The sequence below is a fragment of the Pseudomonas sivasensis genome, from assembly GCF_052938085.1.
Genome location: NZ_CP176442.1, coordinates 3,505,413 through 3,531,711 on the forward strand (window position 1 = coordinate 3,505,413; position 26,299 = coordinate 3,531,711).

25 protein-coding genes are annotated in these 26,299 nt (G+C 60.2%); 12 read left to right on the top strand and 13 right to left on the bottom strand.

All coding sequences use genetic code 11. The features are described 5' to 3' along the window. Nucleotides 1-30: 30 nt before the first annotated feature. Nucleotides 31-1,236 (bottom strand): MFS transporter, encoded by a 1,206-nt coding sequence (locus ACKZ62_RS16340; protein WP_447095523.1) that lies wholly within the window; start codon nt 1,234-1,236, stop codon nt 31-33. Nucleotides 1,237-1,337: 101 nt separating this feature from the next. Between ACKZ62_RS16340 and ACKZ62_RS16345 the strand changes: the two genes are divergently transcribed. The 4 genes from ACKZ62_RS16345 to ACKZ62_RS16360 all read left to right on the top strand — a co-directional run bounded on the left by ACKZ62_RS16345 (nt 1,338) and on the right by ACKZ62_RS16360 (nt 6,782). After that, the gene (locus ACKZ62_RS16345) at nt 1,338-2,444 is read left to right on the top strand and encodes an efflux RND transporter periplasmic adaptor subunit (RefSeq protein ID WP_447095524.1); all 1,107 of its coding nucleotides are present in this window, start codon (nt 1,338-1,340) and stop codon (nt 2,442-2,444) included. Between the two features lie 2 nt (nt 2,445-2,446). After that, nucleotides 2,447-5,530 (top strand): efflux RND transporter permease subunit, encoded by a 3,084-nt coding sequence (locus ACKZ62_RS16350; RefSeq protein WP_447095525.1) that lies wholly within the window; start codon nt 2,447-2,449, stop codon nt 5,528-5,530. Nucleotides 5,531-5,681: 151 nt separating this feature from the next. Then, the gene (locus ACKZ62_RS16355; protein WP_447095526.1) at nt 5,682-6,068 is read left to right on the top strand and encodes a hypothetical protein; all 387 of its coding nucleotides are present in this window, start codon (nt 5,682-5,684) and stop codon (nt 6,066-6,068) included. A 300-nt stretch (nt 6,069-6,368) separates the two neighbouring features. Further along, nucleotides 6,369-6,782 (top strand): hypothetical protein, encoded by a 414-nt coding sequence (locus tag ACKZ62_RS16360; RefSeq protein ID WP_447095527.1) that lies wholly within the window; start codon nt 6,369-6,371, stop codon nt 6,780-6,782. 96 nt (nt 6,783-6,878) lie between these two features. Here ACKZ62_RS16360 and ACKZ62_RS16365 read toward each other — a convergent pair whose 3' ends face one another. The 5 genes from ACKZ62_RS16365 to ACKZ62_RS16385 form a co-directional block, all read right to left on the bottom strand. Beyond that, nucleotides 6,879-8,108 carry a M20/M25/M40 family metallo-hydrolase gene (locus ACKZ62_RS16365; RefSeq protein WP_095185842.1) on the bottom strand — a complete coding sequence of 410 codons (1,230 nt, stop codon included), beginning with the start codon at nt 8,106-8,108 and terminating at the stop codon, nt 6,879-6,881. A gap of 44 nt (nt 8,109-8,152) precedes the next feature. Further along, complete coding sequence (locus ACKZ62_RS16370; RefSeq protein ID WP_032891102.1) at nt 8,153-9,211, bottom strand: diguanylate cyclase; 1,059 nt, start codon at nt 9,209-9,211, stop codon at nt 8,153-8,155. A 107-nt stretch (nt 9,212-9,318) separates the two neighbouring features. Further along, complete coding sequence (locus ACKZ62_RS16375) at nt 9,319-9,951, bottom strand: LysE family translocator (RefSeq protein WP_032891099.1); 633 nt, start codon at nt 9,949-9,951, stop codon at nt 9,319-9,321. A 70-nt stretch (nt 9,952-10,021) separates the two neighbouring features. After that, nucleotides 10,022-10,891, bottom strand: a complete 870-nt coding sequence (locus ACKZ62_RS16380; protein WP_447095528.1) for a sugar phosphate isomerase/epimerase family protein — start codon at nt 10,889-10,891, stop codon at nt 10,022-10,024. Nucleotides 10,892-10,917: 26 nt separating this feature from the next. Next, nucleotides 10,918-11,082, bottom strand: coding sequence for a rubredoxin (locus ACKZ62_RS16385; protein ID WP_016968943.1), 165 nt, complete (start codon nt 11,080-11,082; stop codon nt 10,918-10,920). Nucleotides 11,083-11,240: 158 nt separating this feature from the next. Here ACKZ62_RS16385 and ACKZ62_RS16390 point away from each other — a divergent pair, with 158 nt between their 5' ends. Then, nucleotides 11,241-12,665, top strand: a complete 1,425-nt coding sequence (locus ACKZ62_RS16390) for an aminotransferase-like domain-containing protein (RefSeq protein ID WP_447095529.1) — start codon at nt 11,241-11,243, stop codon at nt 12,663-12,665. Between the two features lies 1 nt (nt 12,666). On the opposite strand, the gene ACKZ62_RS16395 is transcribed toward ACKZ62_RS16390, so the two are convergent. From ACKZ62_RS16395 to ACKZ62_RS16415, 5 genes are all read right to left on the bottom strand, one after another. Further along, on the bottom strand, nt 12,667-14,091 hold the full coding sequence (locus ACKZ62_RS16395; protein WP_181643654.1) for a M10 family metallopeptidase C-terminal domain-containing protein: 1,425 nt from the start codon (nt 14,089-14,091) through the stop codon (nt 12,667-12,669). 223 nt (nt 14,092-14,314) lie between these two features. Continuing rightward, complete coding sequence (locus tag ACKZ62_RS16400) at nt 14,315-14,980, bottom strand: methionine ABC transporter permease (protein WP_032891095.1); 666 nt, start codon at nt 14,978-14,980, stop codon at nt 14,315-14,317. Further along, entirely contained in the window at nt 14,977-15,723 is a 747-nt protein-coding gene (locus ACKZ62_RS16405) for a methionine ABC transporter ATP-binding protein (RefSeq protein ID WP_122763763.1), read from the bottom strand. The genes ACKZ62_RS16400 and ACKZ62_RS16405 overlap by 4 nt, the downstream gene beginning before the upstream one ends. Next, the gene (locus ACKZ62_RS16410; RefSeq protein ID WP_032891093.1) at nt 15,720-16,514 is read right to left on the bottom strand and encodes a MetQ/NlpA family ABC transporter substrate-binding protein; all 795 of its coding nucleotides are present in this window, start codon (nt 16,512-16,514) and stop codon (nt 15,720-15,722) included. Before ACKZ62_RS16410 ends, ACKZ62_RS16405 begins: the two co-directional genes overlap by 4 nt. A gap of 14 nt (nt 16,515-16,528) precedes the next feature. Continuing rightward, nucleotides 16,529-17,566 carry an isopenicillin N synthase family dioxygenase gene (locus ACKZ62_RS16415; RefSeq protein WP_401383094.1) on the bottom strand — a complete coding sequence of 346 codons (1,038 nt, stop codon included), beginning with the start codon at nt 17,564-17,566 and terminating at the stop codon, nt 16,529-16,531. Between the two features lie 337 nt (nt 17,567-17,903). Between ACKZ62_RS16415 and ACKZ62_RS16420 the strand changes: the two genes are divergently transcribed. The 5 genes from ACKZ62_RS16420 to ACKZ62_RS16440 all read left to right on the top strand — a co-directional run bounded on the left by ACKZ62_RS16420 (nt 17,904) and on the right by ACKZ62_RS16440 (nt 22,610). Further along, a complete protein-coding gene (locus ACKZ62_RS16420) occupies nt 17,904-19,154 on the top strand; it encodes a ribonucleotide-diphosphate reductase subunit beta (RefSeq protein WP_122681677.1) in 1,251 nt (416 codons plus the stop codon). A gap of 150 nt (nt 19,155-19,304) precedes the next feature. Further along, on the top strand, nt 19,305-19,793 hold the full coding sequence (locus ACKZ62_RS16425; RefSeq protein WP_032886826.1) for a DUF1289 domain-containing protein: 489 nt from the start codon (nt 19,305-19,307) through the stop codon (nt 19,791-19,793). Nucleotides 19,794-19,843: 50 nt separating this feature from the next. Then, entirely contained in the window at nt 19,844-20,770 is a 927-nt protein-coding gene (locus tag ACKZ62_RS16430) for a class I SAM-dependent methyltransferase (protein ID WP_447095530.1), read from the top strand. 148 nt (nt 20,771-20,918) lie between these two features. Further along, nucleotides 20,919-21,635 carry a phosphatidylcholine synthase gene (gene pcsA, locus ACKZ62_RS16435; RefSeq protein WP_181643657.1) on the top strand — a complete coding sequence of 239 codons (717 nt, stop codon included), beginning with the start codon at nt 20,919-20,921 and terminating at the stop codon, nt 21,633-21,635. Between the two features lie 195 nt (nt 21,636-21,830). Beyond that, complete coding sequence (locus ACKZ62_RS16440) at nt 21,831-22,610, top strand: TSUP family transporter (protein WP_032886830.1); 780 nt, start codon at nt 21,831-21,833, stop codon at nt 22,608-22,610. On the opposite strand, the gene nudC is transcribed toward ACKZ62_RS16440, so the two are convergent. After that, complete coding sequence (nudC, locus tag ACKZ62_RS16445) at nt 22,578-23,411, bottom strand: NAD(+) diphosphatase (protein ID WP_032886832.1); 834 nt, start codon at nt 23,409-23,411, stop codon at nt 22,578-22,580. The two genes, ACKZ62_RS16440 and nudC, sit on opposite strands and share 33 nt — an antisense overlap. A 5-nt stretch (nt 23,412-23,416) precedes the next feature. After that, nucleotides 23,417-24,229: a crotonase/enoyl-CoA hydratase family protein gene (locus ACKZ62_RS16450; protein WP_095185851.1), complete on the bottom strand. Its 813-nt coding sequence runs from the start codon at nt 24,227-24,229 to the stop codon at nt 23,417-23,419. 160 nt (nt 24,230-24,389) lie between these two features. Here ACKZ62_RS16450 and ACKZ62_RS16455 point away from each other — a divergent pair, with 160 nt between their 5' ends. Together ACKZ62_RS16455 and ACKZ62_RS16460 are read left to right on the top strand one after the other, a co-directional pair. After that, nucleotides 24,390-24,944, top strand: coding sequence for a UPF0149 family protein (locus tag ACKZ62_RS16455; protein ID WP_032886834.1), 555 nt, complete (start codon nt 24,390-24,392; stop codon nt 24,942-24,944). 90 nt (nt 24,945-25,034) lie between these two features. After that, nucleotides 25,035-26,291 (top strand): 3-phosphoshikimate 1-carboxyvinyltransferase, encoded by a 1,257-nt coding sequence (locus ACKZ62_RS16460; RefSeq protein WP_032886836.1) that lies wholly within the window; start codon nt 25,035-25,037, stop codon nt 26,289-26,291. The last annotated feature ends 8 nt before the right edge of the window (nt 26,292-26,299 follow it).

The window sequence follows — 26,299 nt, forward strand, 5'->3', positions numbered from 1 at the left end:
CCCCGATTAAATTGGACAAAGTGTGACAGCTCAAGCCACCGGCACCAGCGCCACACGCCGTTCACGCAGTAGATGAAACGCCACAAACGCCATCACCGCAAAACCCGCCTGGATCATGATCATCGGTAAGGCACTGCCGTCGCGCAGTTGGCTCAGCAGCAGGCCACTGCAGGTGGCGCCGAACATCTGCGCAAAGCCCATCAGGCCTGCCGCCAACCCGGCTCGGTGCGCGTTGGGCATTACCCCGCCCGTGACCGCGCCGGGCAATACCAGCCCGCCGCCGAGCGTCGCCAGGGCAATGGGAATATCCAACCCCAACACCGACAAGCCGAACAGCCCGTAAATCACCGCCGCCAACACCCCGCCGAGGGCTACCAGCGTCACCCCCATCGCCACAATCCGCTGCGGCCCCAGGCGCAGGATATTGCGCCGGGTGTAGGTGGACCCGACGGTCAGCATCGAGACGATCACGCCAAAATTGATGCCGTACTCCAGGCTGCTTAAGCCGAGCAGGTTGATAAACACCGCAGATGATCCGGCAATCACCGCGAACATCGCGCCGTAAGTGCACGCCAACGCCACGGCGAATGCGCGGTATGGGCGGCCCTTGAGCAAATCCAGGTACTGCCCGCCGAGGGTGCGCCAGTGGCCGGCCTTGGGGTCGAGGTAAGGGTTGCTTTCGCGAAAGAACAGCAGCACCAGCAGCAACACCACACTGCCGATCACCAGCGCCAGCAGGATCGGCGCATGCCAGCCCACCACGTTGATCAGCAGTCCGCCGACCATTGGCGCGACGACGATCGCGTAGAGCATGCCGATCATCGTCAGCGCCAGGGCCGGACCCGCTTCGACCTTCCACACATCGCGCACCACCGTGCGCGCCAACACCAGCGCCGCACAGGCGCCGAGGCCTTGCAGCACGCGGGCGGCGATAAATTGATGCATGTCGCTGACCAGCAGCATCGACATAGTCGCCATCACATACAGCACTAACCCGCCGATCAATACCGGACGCCGGCCGATGCGATCCGACAATGGCCCAAACAGTAATTGCCCCAGTCCAAACGCTGCGACAAAGGCAGACAGCGCCATCAGTGCCGACCCCGGAGGCGCCACCAGCGCCTGCTCAATGGCGCCGAGGCCGGGGATGATTAATTGGGTCGAGACTTCGCCGAGTGCCGTTAAGGCCACCAGTAGCAACAGCAAGCTTCGCGACGGAACCGAGGCATTCGACATGGGGATTATCCGGGGCTGGCTTAATTTATATTTCGACCATAATATGCGTAAAAAATTATGTCCATAATTTTTTGCCCACTGGTCAGCCCCTGGAGCCCGACATGAACCCTCTTCCCCTGCGTCTTTTCTCGCCCCTGGCTTTGCTGGTGATCCTCAGCGGCTGTAACAACCAGGCCGACACCGCCGCCCAAGCGCCCCAACCGCGCCCGGTACTCGTCGCCAAGGTCGAAGCTGCCGGCACGCAACAAAGCGCCTACACCGGTGTGGTCGCGGCGCGTACGGAAAGCGACTTGGGCTTTCGCGTCAGTGGCAAGGTGATCGAGCGCAAGGTCGATCCCGGCCAGCATGTCTCTCGTGGCGACACCTTATTGGTACTGGATATCGGCGACTTCGAATTGGCCCTGCGCTCGGCCAAGAACCGCGTGAATGCCGCCCAGGCACAACTGCGTCAGCGCCGCGATGATGCCAACCGCTATGAACGTCTGGCGAGTACCGGTGCTGTGTCGCGGCAGATCTTCGACCAATCGGCGACCAACCTGCGCGTCGCCGAAGCGGAATTGGCCTCGGCCCAATCCGACGCCAGCCAAATCGAGAACCGCCGCACTTACTCAGTGCTCAAGGCCGACGGCGACGGCATCATCACCGACGTACGCGTCGACCGCGGCCAGGTGGTCGCCGAAGGGCAGATCGTCGCGCGTCTGGCCCGTGATGGCGCCCGCGAAGCCATCGTTAACCTGCCGGAAAACCAGCGCGACCTGGCCTCGCAAAAAGCTCTGGCCTTCCCGTTCGGCGCCCCTGACCAGGCGGTAGCGGCCACGCTGCGCGAACTCTCCGCCAGTGCCGATCCCGTCACTCGTACGTACCGCGCGCGCTATGTGCTGCACGGCGCCGTCGACCGCTTCGCCCTCGGCTCAACCATCACCGTGCGCCTTCAAGGTAACGGCCAGATGCAACAGACACGCGTGCCCATTGGTGCGCTGCACGATACAGGGCAAGGCACCGGAGTGTGGGTGGTCGGCGCCGATAACACAGTCGCCTTTGCCCCCGTCAACGTCGCCAGCCTCGGCCAGGAAGATGCCCTGCTCAACAGCGGCGTGAACCCGGACACCGTCATCGTCGCCCTCGGCGCCCACCTGCTGCACAGCGGGGATGCGGTGCGCCTGCTGCCCGCCCAGGCGCTGGCCCTCAACCGCAAACAGGACCAATGAGCATGCGCGGCATCAACCTCTCTGAACTAGCGGTCAAGCACCGTGCGGTCACGTTGTTCCTGATCATTGCGATCCTTGCCGCCGGCATTTTCTCGTTCGGCAAACTGGGGCGAGCCGAAGACCCATCCTTCACCGTCAAGGTGATGACCATCACGGCCGCCTGGCCCGGCGCCACTGCCCAGGAAATGCAGGAGCAAGTCGCCGACCGCCTGGAAAAACGCCTGCAGGAGTTGGATTACTACGACCGCGTCGAGACCATCGCCCAGCCAGGTTTTGTGTCGATGCGCATGACATTCCTCGAATCCACCCGCCCCGGCGAGATTCAGGACTTGTTCTACCAGACCCGCAAAAAGCTCAGCGATGAAGCGTCGAGGCTGCCCAAGGGAGTGATCGGGCCGTTTTTCAACGATGAATATTCCGATGTGTACTTTGCGCTGTACGCCCTGGAGGCCGAACACCTGCCCCATCGCCAGCAGGTGCAAATGGCTGAAGAGCTGCGCCAGGGTTTCCTCAATCTGCCGGGGGTGAAGAAGGTCAATATCCTCGGCGAGCAGGCCCAGCGGATTTTCGTCGAGTTTTCCTATGAGCGCCTCGCGACCCTGGGCATCAAGCCCGACCAGATCTTCGCCGCCCTCGCTGCGCAAAACGCTGTGGCGCCGTCGGGCTTTGTGGAAACCGCCGGTGCCCGCGCCTATATCCGTATCGACGGTGCCTTCGAAAGCCTGGCGCTGATTGAAAACGTGCCACTGGAAGTCAACGGCCGACTGCTGCGCATTGCCGATGTGGCGACCGTCAGCCGAGGTTATGAAGACCCGCCCAGCTACCGTATCCGCCATCAGGGCGACCCGACGCTGATGCTCGGTGTGATCATGGAGAAACACTGGAACGGCCTGGAACTGGACAAGCGCCTCAAGGACCAGGAAGCCCGAATCCAGGCAGACCTGCCACTGGGCGTGAACTTCGCCAAGGTCTCCGACCAGGCGAAAAACATCAGCCTGGCGGTGAATGAATTCATGCTGAAATTCTTCGTCGCCCTGGCAGTGGTGATGATCATCAGCCTGTTGGCCTTGGGCTTTCGCGTGGGCCTGGTGGTGGCGGCGGCGGTGCCACTGACGTTGTCCGTGGTGTTCGTGATCATGCTGGTCACTGGGCGTGAGTTCGACCGCATCACCCTCGGCGCGCTGATTATCTCCCTCGGCCTGCTGGTGGACGACGCGATCATCGCCATCGAGATGATGGTGGTGAAACTGGAAGAAGGGTTTGACCGCATCCACGCCGCCACTTACGCCTGGAGTTCCACCGCCGCGCCGATGCTGACCGGCACACTGGTGACCATCATCGGCTTTCTGCCGGTAGGATTTGCGCGCTCGGGCGCCGGGGAATACGCCGGCAATATCTTTTGGATCGTCGGCTTCGCGCTGATTTCATCGTGGCTGGTGGCCGTGGTATTCACCCCGTACCTGGGCGTCAAGCTATTGCCGAACATCAAACCGGTACCCGGTGGCCACGACGCCATCTACGCCGGGCGCTACTACCAGAAACTGCGTGCGGTAGTGGAGCTCTGCGTGCGCAGGCGCTGGTTGGTGACCGGGCTGGTGGTGACGGCGTTTGTGCTGTGCGGACTGGGCATGGGGGTGGTGAAGAAGCAGTTCTTCCCCAACTCCGACCGATCCGAGCTGATTCTGGAGGTGTACATGCCGCCCGGCAGCGCCTTCAAAAGCACCGAGGCAGTCGCGGCGCAACTGGAAAAAGCGCTGATGCAAGAACCCCAGACGAGCATGGTCGACACCTACGTGGGCGGCGGCGCGCCACGGTTTTTTCTGTCGCTGAACCCTGAATTGCCCGATCCGGCCTTCGCCAAACTGATCGTGCAGACCCCTGACTCCCACGCACGCGATGCCCTCAAACTGCGCATGCGTGAGCGTATCGCGGCAGGCGAATTCCCTGCGGCGCGGGTGCGCGTCACGCAATTGCTGTTCGGTCCACCGGTGCCCTTCCCGGTGGTATTCCGTGTGTCCGGCCCGAATCTGGAAGTGTTGCGCGGCCTGTCAGAAGACGTGCGCAAAGTCGTCGCCGCTAACCCGTTGACCAAGGACGCCTTCCTCGATTGGGGCGAGCGCACCAGTGGTTATCGCCTGGTACTCGATCAAGACCGCCTGCGCCTGCTGGGCTTCACGCCCAACGAGGTCAAGTCCCAGCTCAACGCCCTGCTCAGCGGCAACCCGATCACCGAGGTGCGTGAAGGCAACCGCACCGTGTCCGTGGTGGCCCGCGCCCAGGGCAACCAACGCGAGAACCTCGGCAACCTCAACAACATGACCCTGACCAACAGTGCCGGCACCTCAGTGCCGCTGGCCCAGGTCGGGCATTTCCAAGCGGTGATGGAAGAGCCGATCCTCAAGCGCCGTAACCGAGCGACCACCGTGGAAGTGCGCGCCGACATCATCGACGGCGTGCAACCGCCCGACGTCGAAATGGCCGTCTACAAAGACCTGCAACCGCTGATCGCCAAGCTGCCAGCCGGCTATCAACTCAACATCGGCGGACCGGTGGAAGAAAGCGCCAAGGCCAACGTCGCCCTGGCCGCACTGTTTCCGATCATGATCCTGCTGACCCTCACAGTGATCATGTTTCAGGTGCGCTCCTTCGGCGTGATGTTCATGGTCTTCGCCACCGCGCCCTTGGGCTTGATCGGGGCTGTGCCGACGCTGCTGCTGTTCAATCAGCCGTTCGGGTTCAACGCGATATTGGGGCTGATCGGCATTGGCGGCATTCTGATGCGCAACACATTGATCTTCACCGACCAGATTCGCCAGAACCAGGAACACGGCATGGCGATTCGCGAAGCCATCGTCGAGGCCACGGTGCGACGTGCCAGGCCCGTGATCTTGACCGCACTGGCCGCGGCGCTGGCGTTCATTCCGCTGACGTTGTCGGTGTTCTGGTCATCCCTGGCCTACGTGCTGATCGGCGGAGTGCTGGTGGGCACCGTGTTGACGCTGCTGTTTTTACCGGCGCTATGCAGTTTGGTGCTGGGGCGGCAGAAGATAAAAGCTGTCGAAACTTCCCACGCAAGCGCCGGATAAGCGCTACTCCCCGCTGCGGAAAACGCCTGCAAAGTCCCTCGCCTGAATACACAGTGCGAGGGATTGCAGATGGTTTTTTTCGTTAAGGCCCTGATTATTGCGACGGCTCCTCCAAGGGATACACACTATTAAACCCCCAGAGGGAATACCCATGAAGTCACGTGAAATAACCATTATCAGTAACGGTATACGTGAATGCGCAGTCGTCGAATACGCGGAAGGAAAGCCAACGCTTAGTCTATTGCTGAGTAATGGCGAACGGAAAACGTACACCGCATTAGACCTGTTCGAGAGCTTTGGCTTATTGAGAGCAGACTTGAAAGATATTAGATTTTTGTGCAAAGGCGCAAAAATCAATGTTCACACGTCTGGAATGTCTTCACAGATGTCGAATGGTCTTGTTGCCTACGAGATGACTATGGGAAACCCTGATGGTGAACTCACCAGTATTTTTGCTTATGAGGAAAGCGACCTCACCAACGATATTCAGGAGCAGCGCGATTTCTGCCAGCGCTGGTCCGAGTCAATTAGAGACTAAAAGCCCCAACCCCTGTGGTGAGCAGGCTTGCCCTGCGCAGGGCAAGCCTGCTCACCACAGGGGTTCACTCATTAAAATGAACCCTTTGCGTGGCAGTCCGAGCTTGAGGGAGGTGGTTACTTCAGTTCCGGGGGCAGACTATTCGCGCAAACCCGTATCAGGTTTTTCTCGATCTGCTCAAACAAAAAAATTCGCTGCCTATCATAAAATATGACCCTGAAGACATTTCGGACGTAACACCTTTTAAGTACGGCGGAAGTTATTTAGGGCATTAAGCACCTAACCCAAACAGGAAATAAAATGGACGCGCAAGTGATAAAGGTAGTCATCGGCGAGCAGAAATTGGAGGTCACGGTAAGATACGACCTCGACAAACGGATAATGACATTTTCTGAAGCCGATAACTTTAATAAGGTTTACCGTGAAAAAGACATTTATGCTTGCCTTGCTAAAGTCAGAACCGATTTCCCTCATATCGTATTTCTCTGCAAGGGCGCAAAGATAAACGTTATGCCATCGAGGATGGCGTCTCAAATGAGTGCCGGGCTTGTCGCCTATGAAATGACACTGGGCAAACAGGCATCTCGTGAAGACATCGTTCATATATTCGACTATGAGGAAAACAATCTTACGAACAACCCAAAAGAGCAAATCGATTTTTTTAAAATGTGGTTGGCGCCCTTAAATTCGCAAGACTATGAAAAATTCAACTGAGCGTTTTTCCATCTGGCCACTCACATTTCAGGTATCGCAGCCACTCTCTGGTGAGCAGGGGTTCACCGATCAAAATGAACCCCGTACCGGGTCAAATCACCGCTTCGCCAACTCCATAATCATCCGACTCAACAAGTAAACCCGAGGCGCCACGCTCTCCACCTCCGCGTACTCGTCCGCCGTATGGATATTGCCTCCCACAATCCCAAACCCATCCAACGTCGGCGTCCCTACTCCGGCTGACAAACTCGCATCCGCTGCGCCGCCGCTGCCCTCAATCGTCAGCTTCTTACCCAACTCCCCATAAATCCCTTGGGCAATCGCTACCAACTTGTCCGACTCCGCCGTCTGCGGCATCGGCGGCAGGCCGCGTTTGAGGGTGGTGGTCACTTCGGTTTCCGGGATCAGTTTGTTCGCGGAAACTCGCACCAGGTCTTTCTCGATCCGATCAAACTCTTCCGGCAATGCCGCGCGGACATCTGCCTTGGCGGTGGCTTGGTCAGGAATCACGTTGGTGCGGTCGCCAGACTTGATTACGGTGAAGTTGATGGTGGTTTTCTTTTCTTCATCACCGAGCTTGCCCAGTTGCAGGATCTGGTGCGCGGCTTCCATGGCGGCGTTGCGGCCCAGTTCGGGGGCGACGCCGGCGTGGGCGGCTTTACCTTTGACTTCGACCACCGCGGTGGCGCTGCCTTTGCGCCACACCACCAGGCCGTCGGCGGGGCGGCCGGGTTCCAGGTTCAGCGTGACGTCGTGGGCCTTGGCGGTGTTGCGAATCAGCTCGGAGGCGATGTCGGAGCCGGTTTCTTCGCTGGCGTCGAGGAGGAAGGTGATGCGCTCGTAGTCTTTGAAGCCCTGATTCTTCAGGACTTTGAGCGCGTAGATGCCGGCGACGATGCCGCCCTTGTCATCCATCACGCCAGGGCCGTAGGCGCGACCGTCTTTGATATGAAACGGGCGCTCGGCCGCGGAGCCTTCCTTGAACACGGTGTCCATGTGGGCCATCAGCAGAATCTTCGCTTTGCCGGTGCCTTTGAGGGTCGCGATCACATGGCTACTGTTGGCGGTCGCATCCGGTATGCGTTCGATGTTGAAGCCCAACTGCTTCAACTCATCCACGGCAATGTCGCTGACCTGGGTCAGGCCCGGTCCGTAGCCGGAGCCCGAGTCGATATTCACCAGGCGCTCCAGCAGTTTCAGGGCCTCGGCCTTGTACTGTTCGGCATCCGCCTGGATCTGTTTGTGGGGTTCGGCGCTGTAGGCCGGAAGTGCGAAGGACAAGGCCAGCGTGGCGGCCAGGAGGGTACGGGGGAAGGCGAAGCGCATAGACCGATCCTTGTTTTTTGTTGAGGTGCAGCCACCCTACCCCACTAAACGGAGCGCAACCAACTCCCGTGCACCGCGCTGACACGGTTGCGCCCGCTGCTCTTGGCTTCATACAGGGCCTGGTCGGCATCGTTGAGCCAGCCGGTGGAGTCGACATGTTCCGGTTGATACCGCGACAGGCCGATGCTCAAGCTGGCACGCAGAGTTGGGTCCTGGGCGTACGCCAAGGCATTGAAGCGGTCACGCAAGGCATCCATCACTTCGGTGGCATGGTTGAGCGGCATTCCCGGCAGGATCACGCAGAACTCATCGCCGCCATAGCGCCCGGCCAGATCGGTGGCGCGCAGGTTCTGGCGCAGTATTTTGCTGAGTTGGCGCAGGACGATATCGCCCGTGACGTGGCCGTAAGTGTCGTTAATGGTCTTGAAGTGGTCGATGTCGATCAACGCAATCGCGGCGCCCTGCTGCTCGCGACGGCAGCGTTGGAACTCGATTTCCAGATGATCTTTCCAAGCGCCATGGTTGAGCAGACCGGTCAGGCTGTCGGTGCGACTCAGGGCAAGTAATTCACGTTTGTGCTGGGACAGATTCACGGCCTGGCGGTAGCAGATCCAGCCAAGCGCCAGGGGATAGAGCATCAAAATCGGCAAGCATGCATAGACTTGAGCTTGGGTGGTCGTGGCTACAAAGGCCGGCGCGAAGATCAGCAACGAGGTGCCGATGCCAAGCGCTTGCGCCACCCACCCCGCCAACATAAGGCGCGGGCCGCCGAGGGCGACGTTGTTCATGGTCATCATCGACAGCGTGGTTATGCTGGGCAGTGGGTTGAAGTGCATGGCCCCAACCCAGAACCCGCCGCAGAACGAATCGAACAACACGTTGCGGTGTTCACTGCGCAGCATGTTGGCGGTTCGTAGAGACAGTCGGTACGCCAGATGAGGCCAGACGACGGCGTTAATCAGCATCCACGCCCATACCCACACAGAGGGGTTAAGTGGATACATGCCAAACACCACACACACCAAACCGAGCGTCAGCCCCAACGTGCGGGATTTATACAAGCGGGTAGCAAGCGGAAGTCCCTTTCCTCCGGCGGCTGGCATGGTTGGGTGTCATCCTGGATGAATGCCTGGAGTCTATCAGGGCGCCAGTAATTCGCCACTACCACTCATAAGCTCATTCCACGGCGCAAATGCACGAGCCAAAGCGCTTAGTGAGAAAAGCCCCTAGCCAGCATCAACGCCACACCCAGCAGCAACACCGCCGTGACCCGCTGCAACAACACGCGGCGTTTGGGGTTTTCCAAGACGTGCTTGATGCGCTGGCCGAAGTAGCAATACAGACAGCCACTGGCAAATTGCAGCATCAGGAACGTCGCGCCGAGGATCGCGATATCCGCCGCCGAACTGTGCTCCCCTGCCCCGGCAAACTGCGGGAACACAGCGCTGAACATGATGATGGTCTTGGGGTTGGAAAACCCGGTCAGCAGCCCTTTGCCGAACAGGCTACGTGAGCCCTCCACGGCGCCGGCCTTGCCGATCGCCACACCGCTGCTGGTCCACTGCTTGTAGGCCAGGTAGAGAATGTAGGCCACACCGACAAACTGGATGGTCTGGGTAATGGCAAGGTTGCCCTTGATCAGCTCCGAGAAGCCCACGGCAAAAATCAGGATCGAAATTAGGTAAGACACGCTGGCGCCGATCTGCGCCGGGATCGAGCTGCGCAAACCGTCCTTCAAGCCCAGGCTCAGCAGCAACAGGGTCATGGGGCCAGGGCTGAAAGTCATGGTGGCGCAGAACAGCAGGAAATAGAGAAACGAAGACAGCGTTAACGCAGTGGTCATGGGCCAGGGCCTTGAGTAGGTAGAAACGAAAGCCGTGGGACGGGCACACCGGCGCCCGCCCCGATATCCATCAGGCGACAGCGATCTCGGTGGTCAGGGATTCGCGGTACATCACCGCCAGCTCACCAAGGGCGGCCTTTGCGGTCTGGTTGCGGGTTTCGAAGGCCACCAGGCCTTTCCAGTTGGTTTCGACAATGGCCTGCACCACGTCGGCGTAATCGCAGTTGCCGTCATGAATACCAAAGTGCTGGTCCTGCACACCATTGTTATTGCTGAAGGAAATACCCCTGATCAGGTGGTGATACTTGCGCACCACCTCGGCCGGCAGACCGTTTTCGATATTGGCGTGGCCCGCATCGAGGAAGAAGTACACGTTGGGATGGGCTTGCAGGCGCTCGAACACAAAGGCGTATTCCGCTTCATGGGTGAAGATGTAGTGGAACGGCCGGTAATTGACGTAGTTCGACAGGTTTTCCAGGTAGATGTCCACGCCCTTGGACTCGGCGTAACGCGCCAGTTCCTGGACCGACTTGAGGTAGTGCTCCAGGGCGACTTTCTTGGCCATCAGCACCATTTTTGGCTCGACGATGCAGCCACCGTGGATGATCAGCGGCGCGCCCAGGCGGCTGGCAATATCAACTTCTTTCTTCACGTATTCGACGGCCGCCACGCGAAAGGCGTCCACATCACTGCCCAGCGGCGCCTTGAAATTGCCGTGGTACACCGGTTTCACACCAGTGGCCGCGATCTGCTCCTGCAGGCTGGCGATGCGCTCATCGGTCCAGTCATCGACCATTTCGCCGAACAGGCTGCCATCGATATACCAGTGGGTGCACCCGCCTTCGATGGCAGTGTCCAGGCCCTTCTCGGCAGCCAGGTATTTCTGGTGGGCCACACCGGTACAGAACGGCACGGCGGCGTTAATCAGTTTGTTTTCCATGAAGCGATTCCTTTCGTGATGGAGCGTTACAGTTCAATGGCCATGAAATCGGCCTTGGTCACGCCGCAATCCGGGCATGTCCAGTCTTCCGGCACCTCTTCCCAAGGGGTACCGGCCGGGATTCCGTCTTCAGGAATGCCCAATTCTTCTACGTACATAAATCCGCAGGGCGCACACATATAAGTCTTCATGAGAATGCGAAATCCATGGTTCGCTGGTAGGAAAGTTCGCCAATTCCGGGCGAGATGGCGCGCAGTCTAGGGGAGCGGCATTGCACAAGGCAGGTGAAGTGATGCCTAATCCGGCCTAACTTCACCGGTAAAATCACCAGCAAACACAAGGAAGGTTTATGTTTGTATCCGCCATCGCCTTTGTGGACGGCACGCCGAAGGTGCAGCAGATCGTCGAGGCGTTCAGCCAAGCCATCGAAAACGGCGAATGGGCGCCCGGCAGCAAATTACCGTCGGTGCGCGAACTGACCCAGACCCTGGGCGTCAGCAAGTTCACCCTCAATGAAGCTCTGGACCGCCTGCGCGGGCGCCACCTGCTCACCTCCAGCCAGGGCCGTGGCTACTTCGTGGCGATGGACAGCGCGCGCCCGGCCTCGGTGGCGTGGGTCGACCTGCTGCCCCAGGACCTGCTTAGCGTGTTGCGTCGCCCGTTGGTCACCGCAAGCGGCGAACTGCGCCCTGGCGGCGGCCACCTGCCGGAAGAATGGCTGGACGCCGACGCTATCCGCCAGGCCATGCGCAGCGTGGTGCGCGCGCCGTCGCTGCGCATCGCCGGGCTGGGCACACCGGCCGGACTACTGCCGTTGCGCCAGGCCCTGCAACAGAAGCTGCACGGCGAAGGTTTGTCGGTGCCGGTGGAGCAGATCATCACCACCCCCAACACCGTGCAGGGCCTGGACATGCTGATGCGCCTGCTCGCCCGTCCCGGCGACACGGTGCTGCTCGACGCGCCGTGCTACTTCAACTTTCACGCCAACCTGGCGTTGCATGGGGTCAAGGTGGTGACGATCCAGCGCCGTCCCGATGGTTTCGATTTCGTCGCCCTCGAACAGCTATTGGCCGAACACCGTCCCAGCCTGTACCTGACCACCAGCGTGCTGCATAACCCGACAGGTCACTCCTTCAGTCCCAGCCAGGCGTTTCGGCTGTTGCAACTGACCCAGCAGCATCACTGCCATATCGTCGAGGATGACCTATACGGCGACCTGCACCCCAACCCGCCACCGCGCCTGGCTGCCGTCGCCGGCCTGGAGCAAGTCACCTATCTGTCGGGTTTCTCGAAGATTCTGAGCGCCAACACCCGCGTCAGTTTTGTGGTGGCCGCACCGCAACTGGCGGCCAATTTGACCAATATGAAGTTAATGAGCGGCGGCGTGACTTCGGAGCTGTTCGAGCAGATCGTCTACCGCATGCTCAGCGAAGGCAGCTACGCCAAGCACCGCAAGCGCATGGTCCAGCGCTTGATGGAAGCCGGTGGCCGCGTCGAGCAATGGCTCAAGCGTTGCGGGTGTGAATTGCCGATGGCGTATGAAGGCGGGATGTTTATCTGGGCGCGGCTGCCGCCGGGGGTCAACGGCGAGCTGTTGGCTCAGGAGGCCTTGAAACGCAGCATGGTGCTGGCACCGGGCGCGCTGTTTGGCTACGACCCGGCCCATCGCGATTCGATGCGTTTCAACGTGGCCCACAGCGATGAGCCACGGGTGCAACGGGTGTTTGAAGCGCTGTTGCGCCAGAGTATCGGGCAGGATCACGCCCCTGCCTGAATCAACCTACGATATCGCCGCGTTGCAGTTTGCCCTCCACGACAAGGACAAAGTTCGCCTCACCAGGCTTGCCGGTAATCTGTAACGCGCTCATTTCCAGAACCGGGTCATACACAAGCTTTGCCTCACCGACGGCGCCGGAAAATTCGCTGACAAAGCTCAGCGCTGACTTGCCCAGCGCTGCCGTAAGGCCAGACACATCGACCCGGTCTTCGCCACTGACAAAGTCCATGATCCGGTCGAGGGCGACCTCAGTCGATTCACGGGTATGCCCATAGACGAATACGTCCTTGCCCTTTTCTCCCCACAGTATGTCGGCCCCTTCTGCTCCGTATAAACGGTCGTCGCCCTCGCCGCCTTTCAGCGTGTTGGCAACTTCATTGCCCACCAGCAAGTCATTGCCGGCACCGCTGATGACGTTCTCAAGGGTTGTCCCGTACGCGATAGCGATATTGCCCTTGAGGCCGCCCACATCGGAGAAGGTCCCTTCTTTCAAGCTGATTTGCTGATCTTGCCTGTAGCCGGAGAAGTCCAGCGTATCAACACCACCGCCATCCCAAATGGCAGCCACCATCTTGTCTTCAGGGGCATGAACACTCAGGAAGTCTCGATCCGAATTGGCGTTGAAACCATAGGTAGTGTCATTTTTGCGGGTGTCACGGTTGGCACCGTATTTCTTCTGGTAAGCGCTGATATCGTCCAGTTGCGGCGCCGACGACATAAAGCCGCGGTGGTGCATGTAAGTACTGCGCTCGCCTCTGTAGCTCATGACGGTATGGCTACGAGAGTCCTCTGAGGAATCGACCTGCCCTGGTTTCAACCCCGCGGCACCGTACGCCCCTGGATGGCTAAGGCCCATAGCGTGTCCCAGCTCATGAACAACGGTGCGCCGACCGGAATTGCCAAGGGCCGCGTTGGCCACCGCAGACTGGGTTTTTGTGTTCACAAACCAGACATCACCACTGTTTTTATTGCCGGGATAAGGCAAAAAAGCATGGTTGGTGTAGGAATAGGGACGGCCATTGCGATCGATCATATGGCCGTAATTGCCGATCGTGATATGCCCCTCGCTGCTGGGACTTCTTGCCCCTTGGGTAAACCTGACGTTGGCGACATCTTCGATAGATTGCAGGCTGAGCCGGGTCTGTTGCCGCTGGTGCTCGCCAATAGGAGTAAACCCGACTCTGCCGAACCGTCGTGTATCCGTGCCGGCAGGCGGGACACGAAATTCGTAGGTCACATCGGTACGACCGTCACCATTCTTGTCCGGCCAACCAGGGCTCTGTCGCCAGAGCTGTTGGGTGGCGTCCTCCGACGACTTGGACGGCAATCCGTTGTGCTCGATGCCCTCACCGCGTTTATCGCGCTGCAGGAAGTGTTGGAGGTTCTGGAAGGTAGTGCTGGTGTGGGGGGAAATAGTCGTCATGCTCATACTCTGATCAGGCGAGGAAGGTCCCCGGATCATCAGCATTGCGCCTGAGCTGCGATGTCAGGCTTGTGCGCAACAACCAAGCGTTCGCGCTGATAACAGCCTGGCAATCGACGCTCCAGACGGTAGGAAATAATCACCGCCCCGCGCGTCCCTTGAGCATGCAGTGATTGACCCGCACGACGCTGGCGTGCGGCACACCCCACCCGGCGCAGCACCTCTATCGGCGATGGGCCAATGACCGCACGCAACGATCCCCCAGGCTCTGCACGCCCTGCACCAACACCACCAGCACAATCACCGTGACTACCATGATCTGATTGTTGAAACGCTGGTAACCGTAGCGGATAGCGAGGTCGCCCAAGCCGCCACCGCCGATCACCCCGGCCATGGACGAAAAACCGATCAGCATCACGAGGGTCAAGGTCACTCCGGCCACCAGTGCCGGCAAGGCTTCGGGCAACAGGACCTTGAGGATCACATGGCGAATATCACCGCCCATGGCCACGATGGCTTCGATACGACCCTTGTCCACTTCATCCAGGGCGGTTTCGACAATGCGCGCAAAGAACGGAAACGCGCCAATGGTGATCGGCACCACGGCGGCGGTGCTGCCCAGGGTGGTGCCGACGATCAGGCGCGTCAGTGGGATCAGCGCGATCAACATCACCACGAAGGGCAATGAACGCCCCAGGTTGATCACCCCGCCCAATACCCGGTTGAGGCGCGGCAACGGTAACAAGCCATCGCGTCGGCTGATAAACAGCAACACGCCCAGGGGCAGGCCGATCAACAGGGTGAATAGCCCGGCCAGCAGCACCATATAGAGGGTTTCGCCGGTGGCGTTGAGCAGCAACTGCAGGATGTCGTTCCAATCGGTTTTCATACGGCCCTCACCACTTGCGGGCTCGGCGTCAGCGAGCGGCCCAGGCGCGAGGACGGGTCGGCCTGCAACTGCAGCAGCGTGCCACTTTCCACCACGCGGCCATCCGCCAGGGACACCGCGCTGTCACAGATCGCCTTGACCACGTCCAGTTCGTGGGTGATCAGCACGATGGTCACGCCGAGCTGTCGGTTGATGTCGCGCAACAGCTCAAGAATCGAGGTGGTGGTTTCCGGGTCGAGGGCGCTGGTGGCCTCATCCGACAGCAGATACGCCGGCCGCGCCGCCAATGCACGGGCAATGCCCACGCGCTGCTTCTGTCCGCCAGACAACTGTGACGGAAACGCCTGGGCCTTGTCGCTCAACCCCACCAACGCCAGCAGTTCTGCAACTCGCGCCGAGCGTTCGGCCTTGGGCACATTGGCGATTTCCAGCGGCACCGCGACGTTATCCGCCACGTTGCGCGAATGCAGCAGGTTGAAGCCTTGGAAGATCATGCCGATGCGCTGGCGTTGCTGGCGCAGTTGCTTGTCGCTCAGCAGGGTCAGGTCCTGGCCATCCAGCAGGATGCGCCCGGATGTGGGCCGTTCGAGCAGATTCAGGCAGCGCAGCAAGGTGCTTTTACCTGCGCCACTGCGCCCGACAATGCCAAAAATCGCGCCGTCGGCGATCTGCAACGACACGTTATCCAGCGCCGCTGGCTGGCCGTCGGCGTAGGTTTTGCTGACGCCCTCGACAACGATCATTCGACGGCCACCGGAATCACCGAACCGGCGTATTTCTCAGTAATGAACTTGGCCACCGCTGGCGAACGCAGATCGTTGGCCAGTTGTTGGATGCGCGGGTCTTGCAGCAGCTTCGGTGTGGTCACCAGGATATTGGCGTAGGGGTTGCCCTTGGCCTGCTCCAGGCCCAGTGCATCCTTGGCCGGTTCCAAGCCAGCTTCGAGGGCGAAGTTGCCATTGATCACAGCCAGGTCTACATCGTCCAGAGCGCGAGGAATTTGCGGCGATTCGATTTCCAGAATCTTCAAATGCTTGGGGTTTTCGGCAATGTCCTTAGGTGTGGCCTGGTCCTTGGAAGCGTCGTTGAAACCGGGCTTGAGCTTGATCAAGCCATTGGCTTGCAGCAGGTACAGGGCACGGCTGAGGTTGGTGACATTGTTCGGCACAGCGACGGTGCCTTTGTCCGGCACCTGAGCGAAGTTGGTATGGCGGCGGGAATAGATGCCCAGTGGCTCGATATGCACGGTGGCGGCCACCGCGAACTTCTGGCCCAGGGCCTGCTCCTGGGAATTGAGGTACGGCAAGTGCTGGAAGTAATTGGCGTCCACATCGCCATGGGCCAGCAATTCGTTGGAATTCACGCCGCTGGGGATTTCGATGATCTTCAGGTTCAGGCTCGGGTCGAGCTTCTGCACGTATTCAAGGATCTGTGCATGGGGAATCGGGTCAGCGGCCACGCGCAATGCATCAGCGGCCGACACACTGAATGAGGCCAGCAACGCCGCCAGGGTAAGGGTGGTGGTTTTCAACATGGATGATCTCCTGATCAGGCGGACAGTGCGTGGGGTAACGTGGCGTCGGCGTAGAAGCGTTGGGCGACATCGGGGTGGGAGCGCAGGCGGCCCTTGAGGTAATTCCAGCCCACGTCACGCAGTAATGGGTTGCGCGGATCGCTCTCTGGGCCATGGGCGTCGCGCAACAGTTCGGGCGTCAGTTGGTACACCGGCACCACCGCGTCCAGTTGCGCACCAAGGAAAAACGCCAGGGACAAGCGCTCGCTGCCCACCGGCGGCGACACCACCCGGTGCACGGTGGCGCGCAGGTAACCGTTACTGGCCAGTTCAAGCAGCTCGCCGATGTTGACCACGAGGGTGTCGGGGCGCGGCGCGGCATCGATCCAACGGCCCTCTTCCACTTCCACCTGCAAACCGGCCTGCTGGTCTTGCAGCAGAAAGCTGAGGAAACCCGAGTCCTTGTGTGCGCCCACGCCTTGGCGACTTTGCTGGGCGTGGCGGCCGGGGTAGCGGATCAGCTTGATGTGTTCGTTGGGTTTGTCGCCATACAACGCGTCGAAAGCGTTTTCCGGCAGGGACAAGGCCTGGGCGAAGGCGCGCAGCAGGCGCAGGGCCATTTGTGTCATCGCCTGTTGCCAGCCCAGTACCAGCGGTTTGAGTTGGGGTAACGCGGTCGGCCATTGGTTGGGGCCTTGCAGGCGTGCCCAGGCGGCCGGGTATTGACCCAGCGCCAACGGCTCTCGTTCTGCGCCGACGTCGAACTGTTCACGCAGGTCCGGCTGGCCACGGGTGATCTCGGACGCCGCGCGGTTGTAACCGCGAAAATGCGGCGAATTGAGCATGCCCACCGCCAGCTTGTCGGCCTCGGGCAAGGCAAAAAATGCGCGCGCCTGCTGCTGCACCTCGGCCAGCAGCGACGGGTCGATGCCGTGGCCGGTGAGGTAGAAAAATCCGATATGCCGCGCTGCCAGGCGCAGCTCATCGAGAAACTGCTGGCGCTGCTGCGGGCTGCCGTCGAGTTGCGACAGGTCCAACAGCGGCAAGGTGGTGATTGACTGCACGTGGGCCATCGGCGGCTCGCTCCTTGAACAGAATCCGTTAGAAGCATCCAAGCTAAACGATCTTAAAAACCACCAATAAATATCTTTTTGGAATTAGCTTAGGCGCGCCGTAGAGCCTTCCCGCGGCCCATGGCCCCTGCGACAGTCAAGCCATTGTTGTTCGTTGACCAACCTTGTTACACACCATATAGTGTGCCCACAAACAAAACAGACCACTACATAGTGTGCAGTATCGGTATTTACCGACCACACTATGCGCACTATTTCAATGCCTAGTAGCCTGCAAATCGCATATTTTTTGGACGGCTTTACAGGCCGTCAAAACAGAACAGAAGGGAGTATTTCAATGCTGAGTTGGGATGAAGTCGACAACGAAGACACCGGTGCAGCGGTGATCAAGGGCGCCAACGCCGGCCACGCCAGTGAAGCCAACATGGACCGCCTCGACGGTGCCGGCGCCGCTGCCGCGCTGGAAGCACGCCATGTGACTGCCAACGACTCCGCCGCCATCGTGCGCGCCAAGGCTGCCCTGGACAAACTCGACGTCGCCGAAGGCCTCGCCGAACTCGAAGGCGCCTCCGCCCGCGTCGCCGTTGACGAAAAACGCATGATCAACTGCCGCGCCGACCTCAACCAACTCGTGCCCTTCAAGTACGACTGGGCCTGGCAGAAGTACCTCGACGGCTGCGCCAACCACTGGATGCCGCAAGAGGTCAACATGACCGCCGATATCGCGCTGTGGAAAAACCCCGAAGGCCTGACCGACGACGAACGCCGCATCGTCATGCGCAACCTGGGCTTCTTCTCCACCGCCGACTCCCTGGTTGCCAACAATCTGGTGCTGGCCGTGTACCGCCTGATCACCAACCCGGAGTGCCGCCAGTACATCCTGCGCCAGGCCTTCGAAGAAGCGATCCACACCCACGCCTACCAGTACTGCATCGAATCGTTGGCCATGGATGAAGGCGAGATCTTCAACATGTACCACGAGATCCCATCGGTCGCTAAGAAAGCGGCTTGGGGCCTGAAGTACACCCGTTCGATCTCCGATCCGAAGTTCGAAACCGGCACCGTTGAGACCGACAAAGAACTGCTGCGCAACCTCGTTGCTTACTACTGCGTGCTGGAAGGCATCTTCTTCTACTGCGGCTTCACCCAGATCCTCTCCATGGGCCGCCGCAACAAAATGACCGGCGTCGCGGAACAGTTCCAGTACATCCTGCGCGATGAGTCGATGCACCTGAACTTCGGTATCGATGTGATCAACCAGATCAAAATCGAAAACCCACACCTGTGGGATGCCGAGATGAAAGAAGAAGCGACCCAGATGATCCTGCAAGGGACTCAGCTGGAGATTGAATATGCTCGCGACACCATGCCGCGCGGCGTATTGGGCATGAACGCGGCGATGATGGAGGATTACCTCAAGTTCATCGCGAACCGTCGTCTGTCGCAGATCGGTCTTAAAGAAGAGTATCCAGGGACCACTAACCCGTTCCCGTGGATGAGCGAAATCATGGACTTGAAGAAAGAGAAAAACTTCTTCGAAACCCGTGTGATCGAGTATCAGACTGGCGGCGCGCTGAGCTGGGACTAATTAACAGCACAGATCCAATGTGTGGGAGGGGGCTTGCTCCCGATAGCAGTGGCTCAGTTAAAACACCTTTGACTGATACACCGCATTCGGGAGCAAGCCCCCTCCTACATTGGGAACGCGGTGTTCCATCAACTTTGCAAATTGCCTTTTATGCCCAACCAAACCATTAAAACCCCGTGCGTCGGCCTGTGCTCTACCGTTTACGGTGACCTGGTCTGCCGAGGCTGCAAGCGTTATCACCATGAAGTGATCCAGTGGAATGGCTACAACGCCGAGGAAAAGCAGGCGGTATGGCTGCGCCTTGAGCAGTTGCTGGTGCAAGTGATGACCAGCAAGCTGGAAGTGTTCGATCCGCAGCGCCTGCGCCAGCAACTCGAAGACCGCAAGATTCGGTTCATGCCGCATCAGTCGCCGTATTGCTGGGCTTACCAACTAATTGCCCGAGGTGCGCGGGTGATTTCCAAACTCGACGCTTACGGGTTGGCGTTGTTGCCGGAGTTTCGTGAGCGACACCTGGCGGATTTGCGCGATGCGATCGACCGCGAGTTTTTTCTGCTGTCAGAAGCGCATTACGAGCGGTATATCGCCCCGGGTTTTATCCGCGAGGCATTTGGTCCACCGTTGATCGCTGCCTTTTAAACCCTCAATTGTGGTTAAAATGCCGCCCGCTCAACGACCGACGCTCAACGATGACCCCAGACGCACTTGCCACTCTGCACGCCCACCTGCTTACCGCCCTGGCCAGCGCACCGGCTGAAACCCGACGCCTATTCCATGGCCGTGGCCGCTGCTGGCCTGGGCTGGAACAGTTGACGGTGGACTGGCTGCAAGGGGTTATTCTGATCGCGCTGTTCAAGGAGCCCGAGCCGGCGCACCTGCAGGCGTTGCAACAGCTGCTGATCGACTTCGACTGGGCTCGATTCGGCGCCCACACCGTCGCGCTGCAACACCGCTACCTGCCGCAAAGCACCACCGAATGGCTGGTGGGCGAGGCCATCGACGAATTGACCATCACCGAAGGCGGCCTGCGCTACCTGATTGACTTGGGCAAAAAGCAGAACAGTGGGCTATTCCTCGACATGCGCTACGGTCGCAACTGGGTGCGCGAACAAGCCAAGGGTCAGCGCGTGCTCAATCTGTTTGCCTATACCTGCGGTTTCTCAGTGGCAGCCATCGAAGGCGGCGCCGACCACGTGGTTAACCTCGACATGGCCCGTGGCGCCCTGAGCCGCGGCCGTGACAACCATCGCCTGAACGGTCATGACTTGAGCAACGTCACCTTTCTGGGCCACGATTTGTTCAAGTCTTGGGCCAAGGTCACCAACAGCGGTCCCTACGACCTGGTGATCATCGACCCGCCGTCCTTTCAGAAAGGCAGCTTCCTGCTCACCAAGGACTACCAGCGAGTACTACGCCGCCTGCCGGATTTGCTCACGGCGCAGGGCACGGTGCTCGCCTGCATGAACGACCCGGCCTTTGGCGAAGACTTCCTGATCGACGGCGTGACCCGCGAGGCTCCAGGCCTGCGATATGTAGAACGCCTGGAAAACCCGCCGGAATTTCCGGATATTGACGCGCAAAGTGGCCTCAAGGCCCTGGTGTTCCGTCAAGGCTGATGCCGAAACGTCCTACGCTTGCTACGCTAAGTGATACGCCGGGCGGTGAACCTTATGACCCCCTTCCCGGTCGATACCTGCATTCCCCGGCCAGACTCGACGGCGTCACGTTGTCGGCTGCCCCGTTTCACCCTTTGGAGAACCGCCCGTGATATCGACCCTGCATGTAGCCAGAATCAAAGCCTGGGGCGCCCACGGCTTCACCGCCACCGGCGTGGTGCTGGCGTTTTTGGCCACTCTGGCGCTGCTGGAGAACTCACCCAAGGCCTGCCTGCTGTGGCTGGGCCTGGCGCTGGTGGTGGACGGCGTGGACGGTTCCCTGGCGCGACGGTTGAATGTCAGCACGGTACTGCCCAGCTTTGACGGCTCGGTACTGGACCTGGTGATCGACTACCTCACCTATGTGTTCATCCCGGCACTGTTCATCTACCGCTACATCGACCTGCCGGAATTCACCCATCTGTTCACGGTGTCGGTGATCCTGGTCTCGTCGCTGTTCTGCTTCTGCAACGTCAACATGAAGAGCAAGGACAACTACTTCGTCGGCTTCCCCGCCGCCTGGAACGTGGTTGCCCTGTGCGTATACATCATCCAGCCGGAGGCCTGGGTCACGCTGCTGACCGTGATCGGCCTGGCCCTGCTGACTGTGACGCCGATGAAGTTCCTGCACCCGTTCCGGGTCAAGCGCTTCATGCCAATCAATATCGCCGTGACCACGATCTGGTTGCTGTGCAGCTTTTTGATGGTGGTGGATTACCCCAATACCAACCCGTGGACGTTCGGGTTGTGGTCGCTGATGTCGGCGTATTTCCTGGGGATTTGCATCTGGCGCACGGCGCTGGAATGGTTGGGCACCCACAAATAGCCAACCGGACACGGTAAAACATGTGGGAGGGGGCTTGCCCCCGATGACGGTGCATCAGTGACAGATAAGCTGACTGGCACACCGCAATCGGGGACAAGCCCCCTCCCACATTTGGTTCTGCGTCCCTCTGGGAGGTAAGATGGCGGCCCTTCGCACAGCGCTTTGCTGCGCACTGCCAACCATAAGCCCTGCCCAATGCCTTTCGAACTTAGCGTAGACCTCACCACCCTCGCCATTCTCGCCGTCGTGGCCTTTGTCGCCGGTTTCATCGACGCCATCGCCGGTGGCGGCGGCCTGCTGACCACGCCCGCCCTGCTCACCGCAGGCATGCCACCGCACTTGGTATTGGGCACCAACAAGCTCAGTTCCACCTTCGGTTCCGCCACCGCCAGCTTTACCTTCTACCGCCGCAAGCTGTTCCACCCACGCCAGTGGGTTCATGCCATCGTCGGCACGTTGATCGGTGCATTGACCGGCGCGGTCGTCGCCCACTACCTGCCCGCCGAAACCCTGAACAAAATGCTCCCGGTAATCGTCTTCGGTTGCGGCCTGTACCTACTGTTTGGCGGAACGCCCAAGGCAGCGCTGGATAACGACGCGCCGATCAAGAAGAAATGGCAGTCCACCCAAGGCTTCGGCCTGGGTTTCTACGATGGCGTGGCCGGCCCCGGTACCGGCGCGTTCTGGACGGTCAGCACCATGTTGCTGCACCCCATTGACCTGGTGAAGGCCAGCGGCGTTGCGCGCAGCATGAACTTCGTCAGCAACGCGGCAGCGCTGTCGGTGTTTATCTTCAACGGGTCAGTGGACTGGATAGTCGGGCTGGCGATGGGCGTGTCGGTGATGTGTGGCGCATTCTTTGGCGCGCGCAGCGCAATCAGCGGCGGCGCCAAATTCATTCGCCCGGTGTTCATCACCGTGGTCCTCGGCCTGACGGTGCGCCTAGCCTGGCAGCACTGGTTCAGCGTGGCCTAAGCGACGGGCCAAATAGAGGTCGATCAGGTAGCGCGCAATCGAACGTGAAGCGGGCAACGGCGGCAGATCGTGGATGTTGAACCACTGCGCGTCCTCGATCTCGTCAGCCTGGGGCACGATATCGCCACCGGCGTACTCGGCGTGAAAGCCCAGCATCATCGAATGGGGGAACGGCCAGCACTGGCTGCCCATGTACTGAATGTTCTTGACCTCCACCTGCACTTCCTCGCGCACCTCGCGAATCAGGCAGTCCTCGGCCGACTCGCCCGGCTCGGCAAACCCCGCCAGCGTGCTGTACACGCCAGTGACAAAACGCGGTGAACGCGCCAACAGAATCTCGTCGCCGCGGGTCACCAGCACGATCATGCTCGGCGAGATCCGCGGGTAACTGCGCAGGTCGCAGGCCTGGCAGAACATCGCTCGCTCCCGCGGCACCTGGACCATGGCCTGGCCGCAACTGCCGCAAAAACGATGCTCCCGCGCCCAGGTGCCGATCTGGGCGGCGTATCCGAGCACTTTGTACAGGGTGTGATCGCCTTGCAGCATAAAGCCGCGCAGGCCTTGCCAGCCGCAGCCCGGCACGTCAGCGGCGGAGTTAAGTTCCAGCAAGTACACCGGCTCCCCGTCGAGGTGTCCGATACCGTGCTCGGCGAACACCGACAAGTCCTGGCGCTTGAGCCATTCCCGAGGGAACAGCGGGCCATTGGTGTCATGTAAAAAGCCGTCGCGGCTGCGGGCGACAGCCCAGCCGCCGGGAGTGTCGTTGTCCAGCAACGTTGTGGTAATCCAGCCTTGGGTCATGTCAGTCAATCCACGAATTCGGGTTTCTGCTTACTCATATGGGCCGCGATGGCCACGCGCAGGTCGTTGGATTGCAACATAGCCGAGTTCCAGGTGGCAACGTATTCGAGACCATCATTGACCGTATGGTCACGCATATAACTGATCATGGCCTTGGTGCCGGTCACAGCAATCGGCGACTTGGCGGCGATCTGATGGGCGATTTCCATTACGCCGGCCAGCAGTTGCTCGTGATCGGGATAAACGCGGTTGACCAGGCCAATGCTGCGCGCTTCCTCGGCACCGAATTGGCGACCGGTATAGGCCAGCTCACGCAGCATGCCGTCACCGATGATGCGTGGCAGGCGTTGCAGGGTGCCGACGTCGGCAGCCATGCCGATGTCGATTTCCTTGATGGAAAACTGTGCGTCTTCAGCCGCGTAGCGCATGTCGCAGGCGCTGATCAGGTCGATGGCGCCGCCGATGCAGTAGCCGTGGATCGCCGCCAATACCGGCTTGCGGCAGTTGTCGACCGCGTTGAACGAGGCTTGCAGCTCCAGGATTTTGCGGCGCAGCAGCCGCGCGTTGCGGCCCACGTCCTTGCCAAAGGCGTTGGCCACGGAGGCCAACATCATCAGGTCGATACCGGACGAGAAATGCTTGCCGGCGCCGCTGAGCACCACGGCACGCACGGCGTCGGTGTCTTCGACCCATTGGAAAATGTCGATGATCTCGGTCCAGAACACCGCGTTCATCGCGTTGATCTTTTCCGGGCGGTTGATCTGCACATGGGCAACGTTGCCAGTGACTTCGACGACGAACGCTTGGTATTCGGACATGGCAGTGATCCCTGACTGGCGAGTGATAAGGCCCGAACTATAACAAGGGTCCACCACGGCGCATCGGCCAAAAGCGGGACTGGCAAAAAACCCTGCCAGGCGCCATCCTTGGCGCTTTAAGCCGCCTTCTGTGCGGCGCTCGACGTTTTAAGGAAATGCCATGCACGCCCAACCCCTTGCCCCCGCCGATTTCGACTTCATCGAAGAAACCCTGCTCAAGTACGGCGATGACCATTCGGTGCTGAACCTGGCGGAGCTCGACGGTTACTTCACCGCATTGGTGTCCAGCCCGGCACAGGTGGATGTAGCCGAGTGGTTCCCGGCAATCTGGGGTGGTCAGAACCCTGAATGGGACAGCATGGACGACGCCCAGCGCTTTCTGGAGTTGTGCGTACGTCACAGCAACACCCTGGCCGCCCAACTGGCGACCGACGCACAAGGCTTCAAAGCACGCTTCGACGACACCGAACATCAAGGCCAAACCGTAACCCTCGCGGAAGAATGGTGCTTTGGCTATATCCGAGGCGCAGCCATCGGCAACTGGCCGCAACTGCCTGCCGAACAGGCCGCGCAGTTGGAGAAAATCTCCTGGTGCGCCGAGCAGGACAACTTCGAGTTGCCGGCCGACTTGGATGTGCAGGCTCACCAGCAACGCGTCAGCGAGATCGAACCGGCCGCGCGGGCCCTGCATGATTACTGGTTGAGCCGGCGCTAAACCTCGACAAGCACTGCACCTTTGGCCGATTATTCGGGTCCGCCCGTCGGCCACTCCGTCCCACCTTGCCTTGATCAGGAGCCTTGTACCTTGAGTTCGCAGAAAACCGTGACCGTTACACCGCCCAACTTCCCCCTGAACGGCAAGGTCGCACCGCCCGGCTCCAAGTCCATTACCAACCGCGCCCTGCTGCTGGCCGCCCTGGCCAAGGGCACCAGCCGCCTCAGTGGCGCGCTGAAAAGCGACGACACCCGCCACATGTCGGTGGCCCTGCGCCAAATGGGCGTTACCATCGATGAGCCGGATGACACCACCTTTGTCGTCACAGGCAGCGGCAAGCTTCAGTTGCCTGCGCAACCGCTGTTCCTGGGCAATGCCGGCACGGCGATGCGCTTTCTCACCGCCGCCGTCGCCACCGTCGAAGGCGCCGTGGTGCTGGACGGCGACCACTATATGCAGAAGCGCCCGATCGGCCCGCTGCTGACCACCCTCAGCGAGAACGGCATCCAGGTCGACAGCCCGACCGGTTGCCCACCGGTGACCGTGCACGGCGTGGGCAAGGTCCAGGCCAAGCGTTTTGAGATCGACGGCGGTTTGTCCAGCCAATACGTCTCGGCCCTGTTGATGCTGGCCGCGTGCGGTGAAGCTCCGATTGAGGTGGCGTTGACCGGCAAGGACATCGGCGCCCGTGGCTACGTGGACCTGACCCTGGACTGCATGCGTGCCTTCGGGGCGCAGGTTGATGAGGTCAACGACACCACCTGGCGTGTAGCCCCCACTGGCTACACCGCCCATGACTACTTGATCGAACCCGACGCGTCCGCTGCCACGTACCTGTGGGCTGCTGAAGTGTTGACCGGTGGCCGTATAGACATCGGCGTGGCCGCGCAGGACTTCACCCAACCGGACGCCAAGGCCCAGGCCGTGATCGCCCAGTTCCCGAACATGCAGGCCACCGTGGTCGGCTCTCAGATGCAGGACGCGATCCCGACGCTGGCCGTGCTGGCCGCGTTCAACAACACCCCGGTGCGCTTCACAGAGCTGGCCAACCTTCGGGTCAAGGAATGTGATCGCGTGCAGGCACTGCATGACGGCCTCAATGAAATCCGTCCGGGCCTGGCGACCATCGAAGGCGATGACCTGCTGGTGGCCGCTGATCCTGGACTGGCCGGTACATCCTGCAACGCGCTCATCGACACCCACGCCGACCACCGCATCGCCATGTGCTTTGCCCTGGCTGGTTTGAAAGTGTCGGGTATCCGCATCCAGGATCCGGACTGCGTGGCCAAGACCTATCCTGAGTACTGGAAGGCCCTGGGCAGTCTTGGGGTCGCGCTGAGCTACTGAGTCAGCGG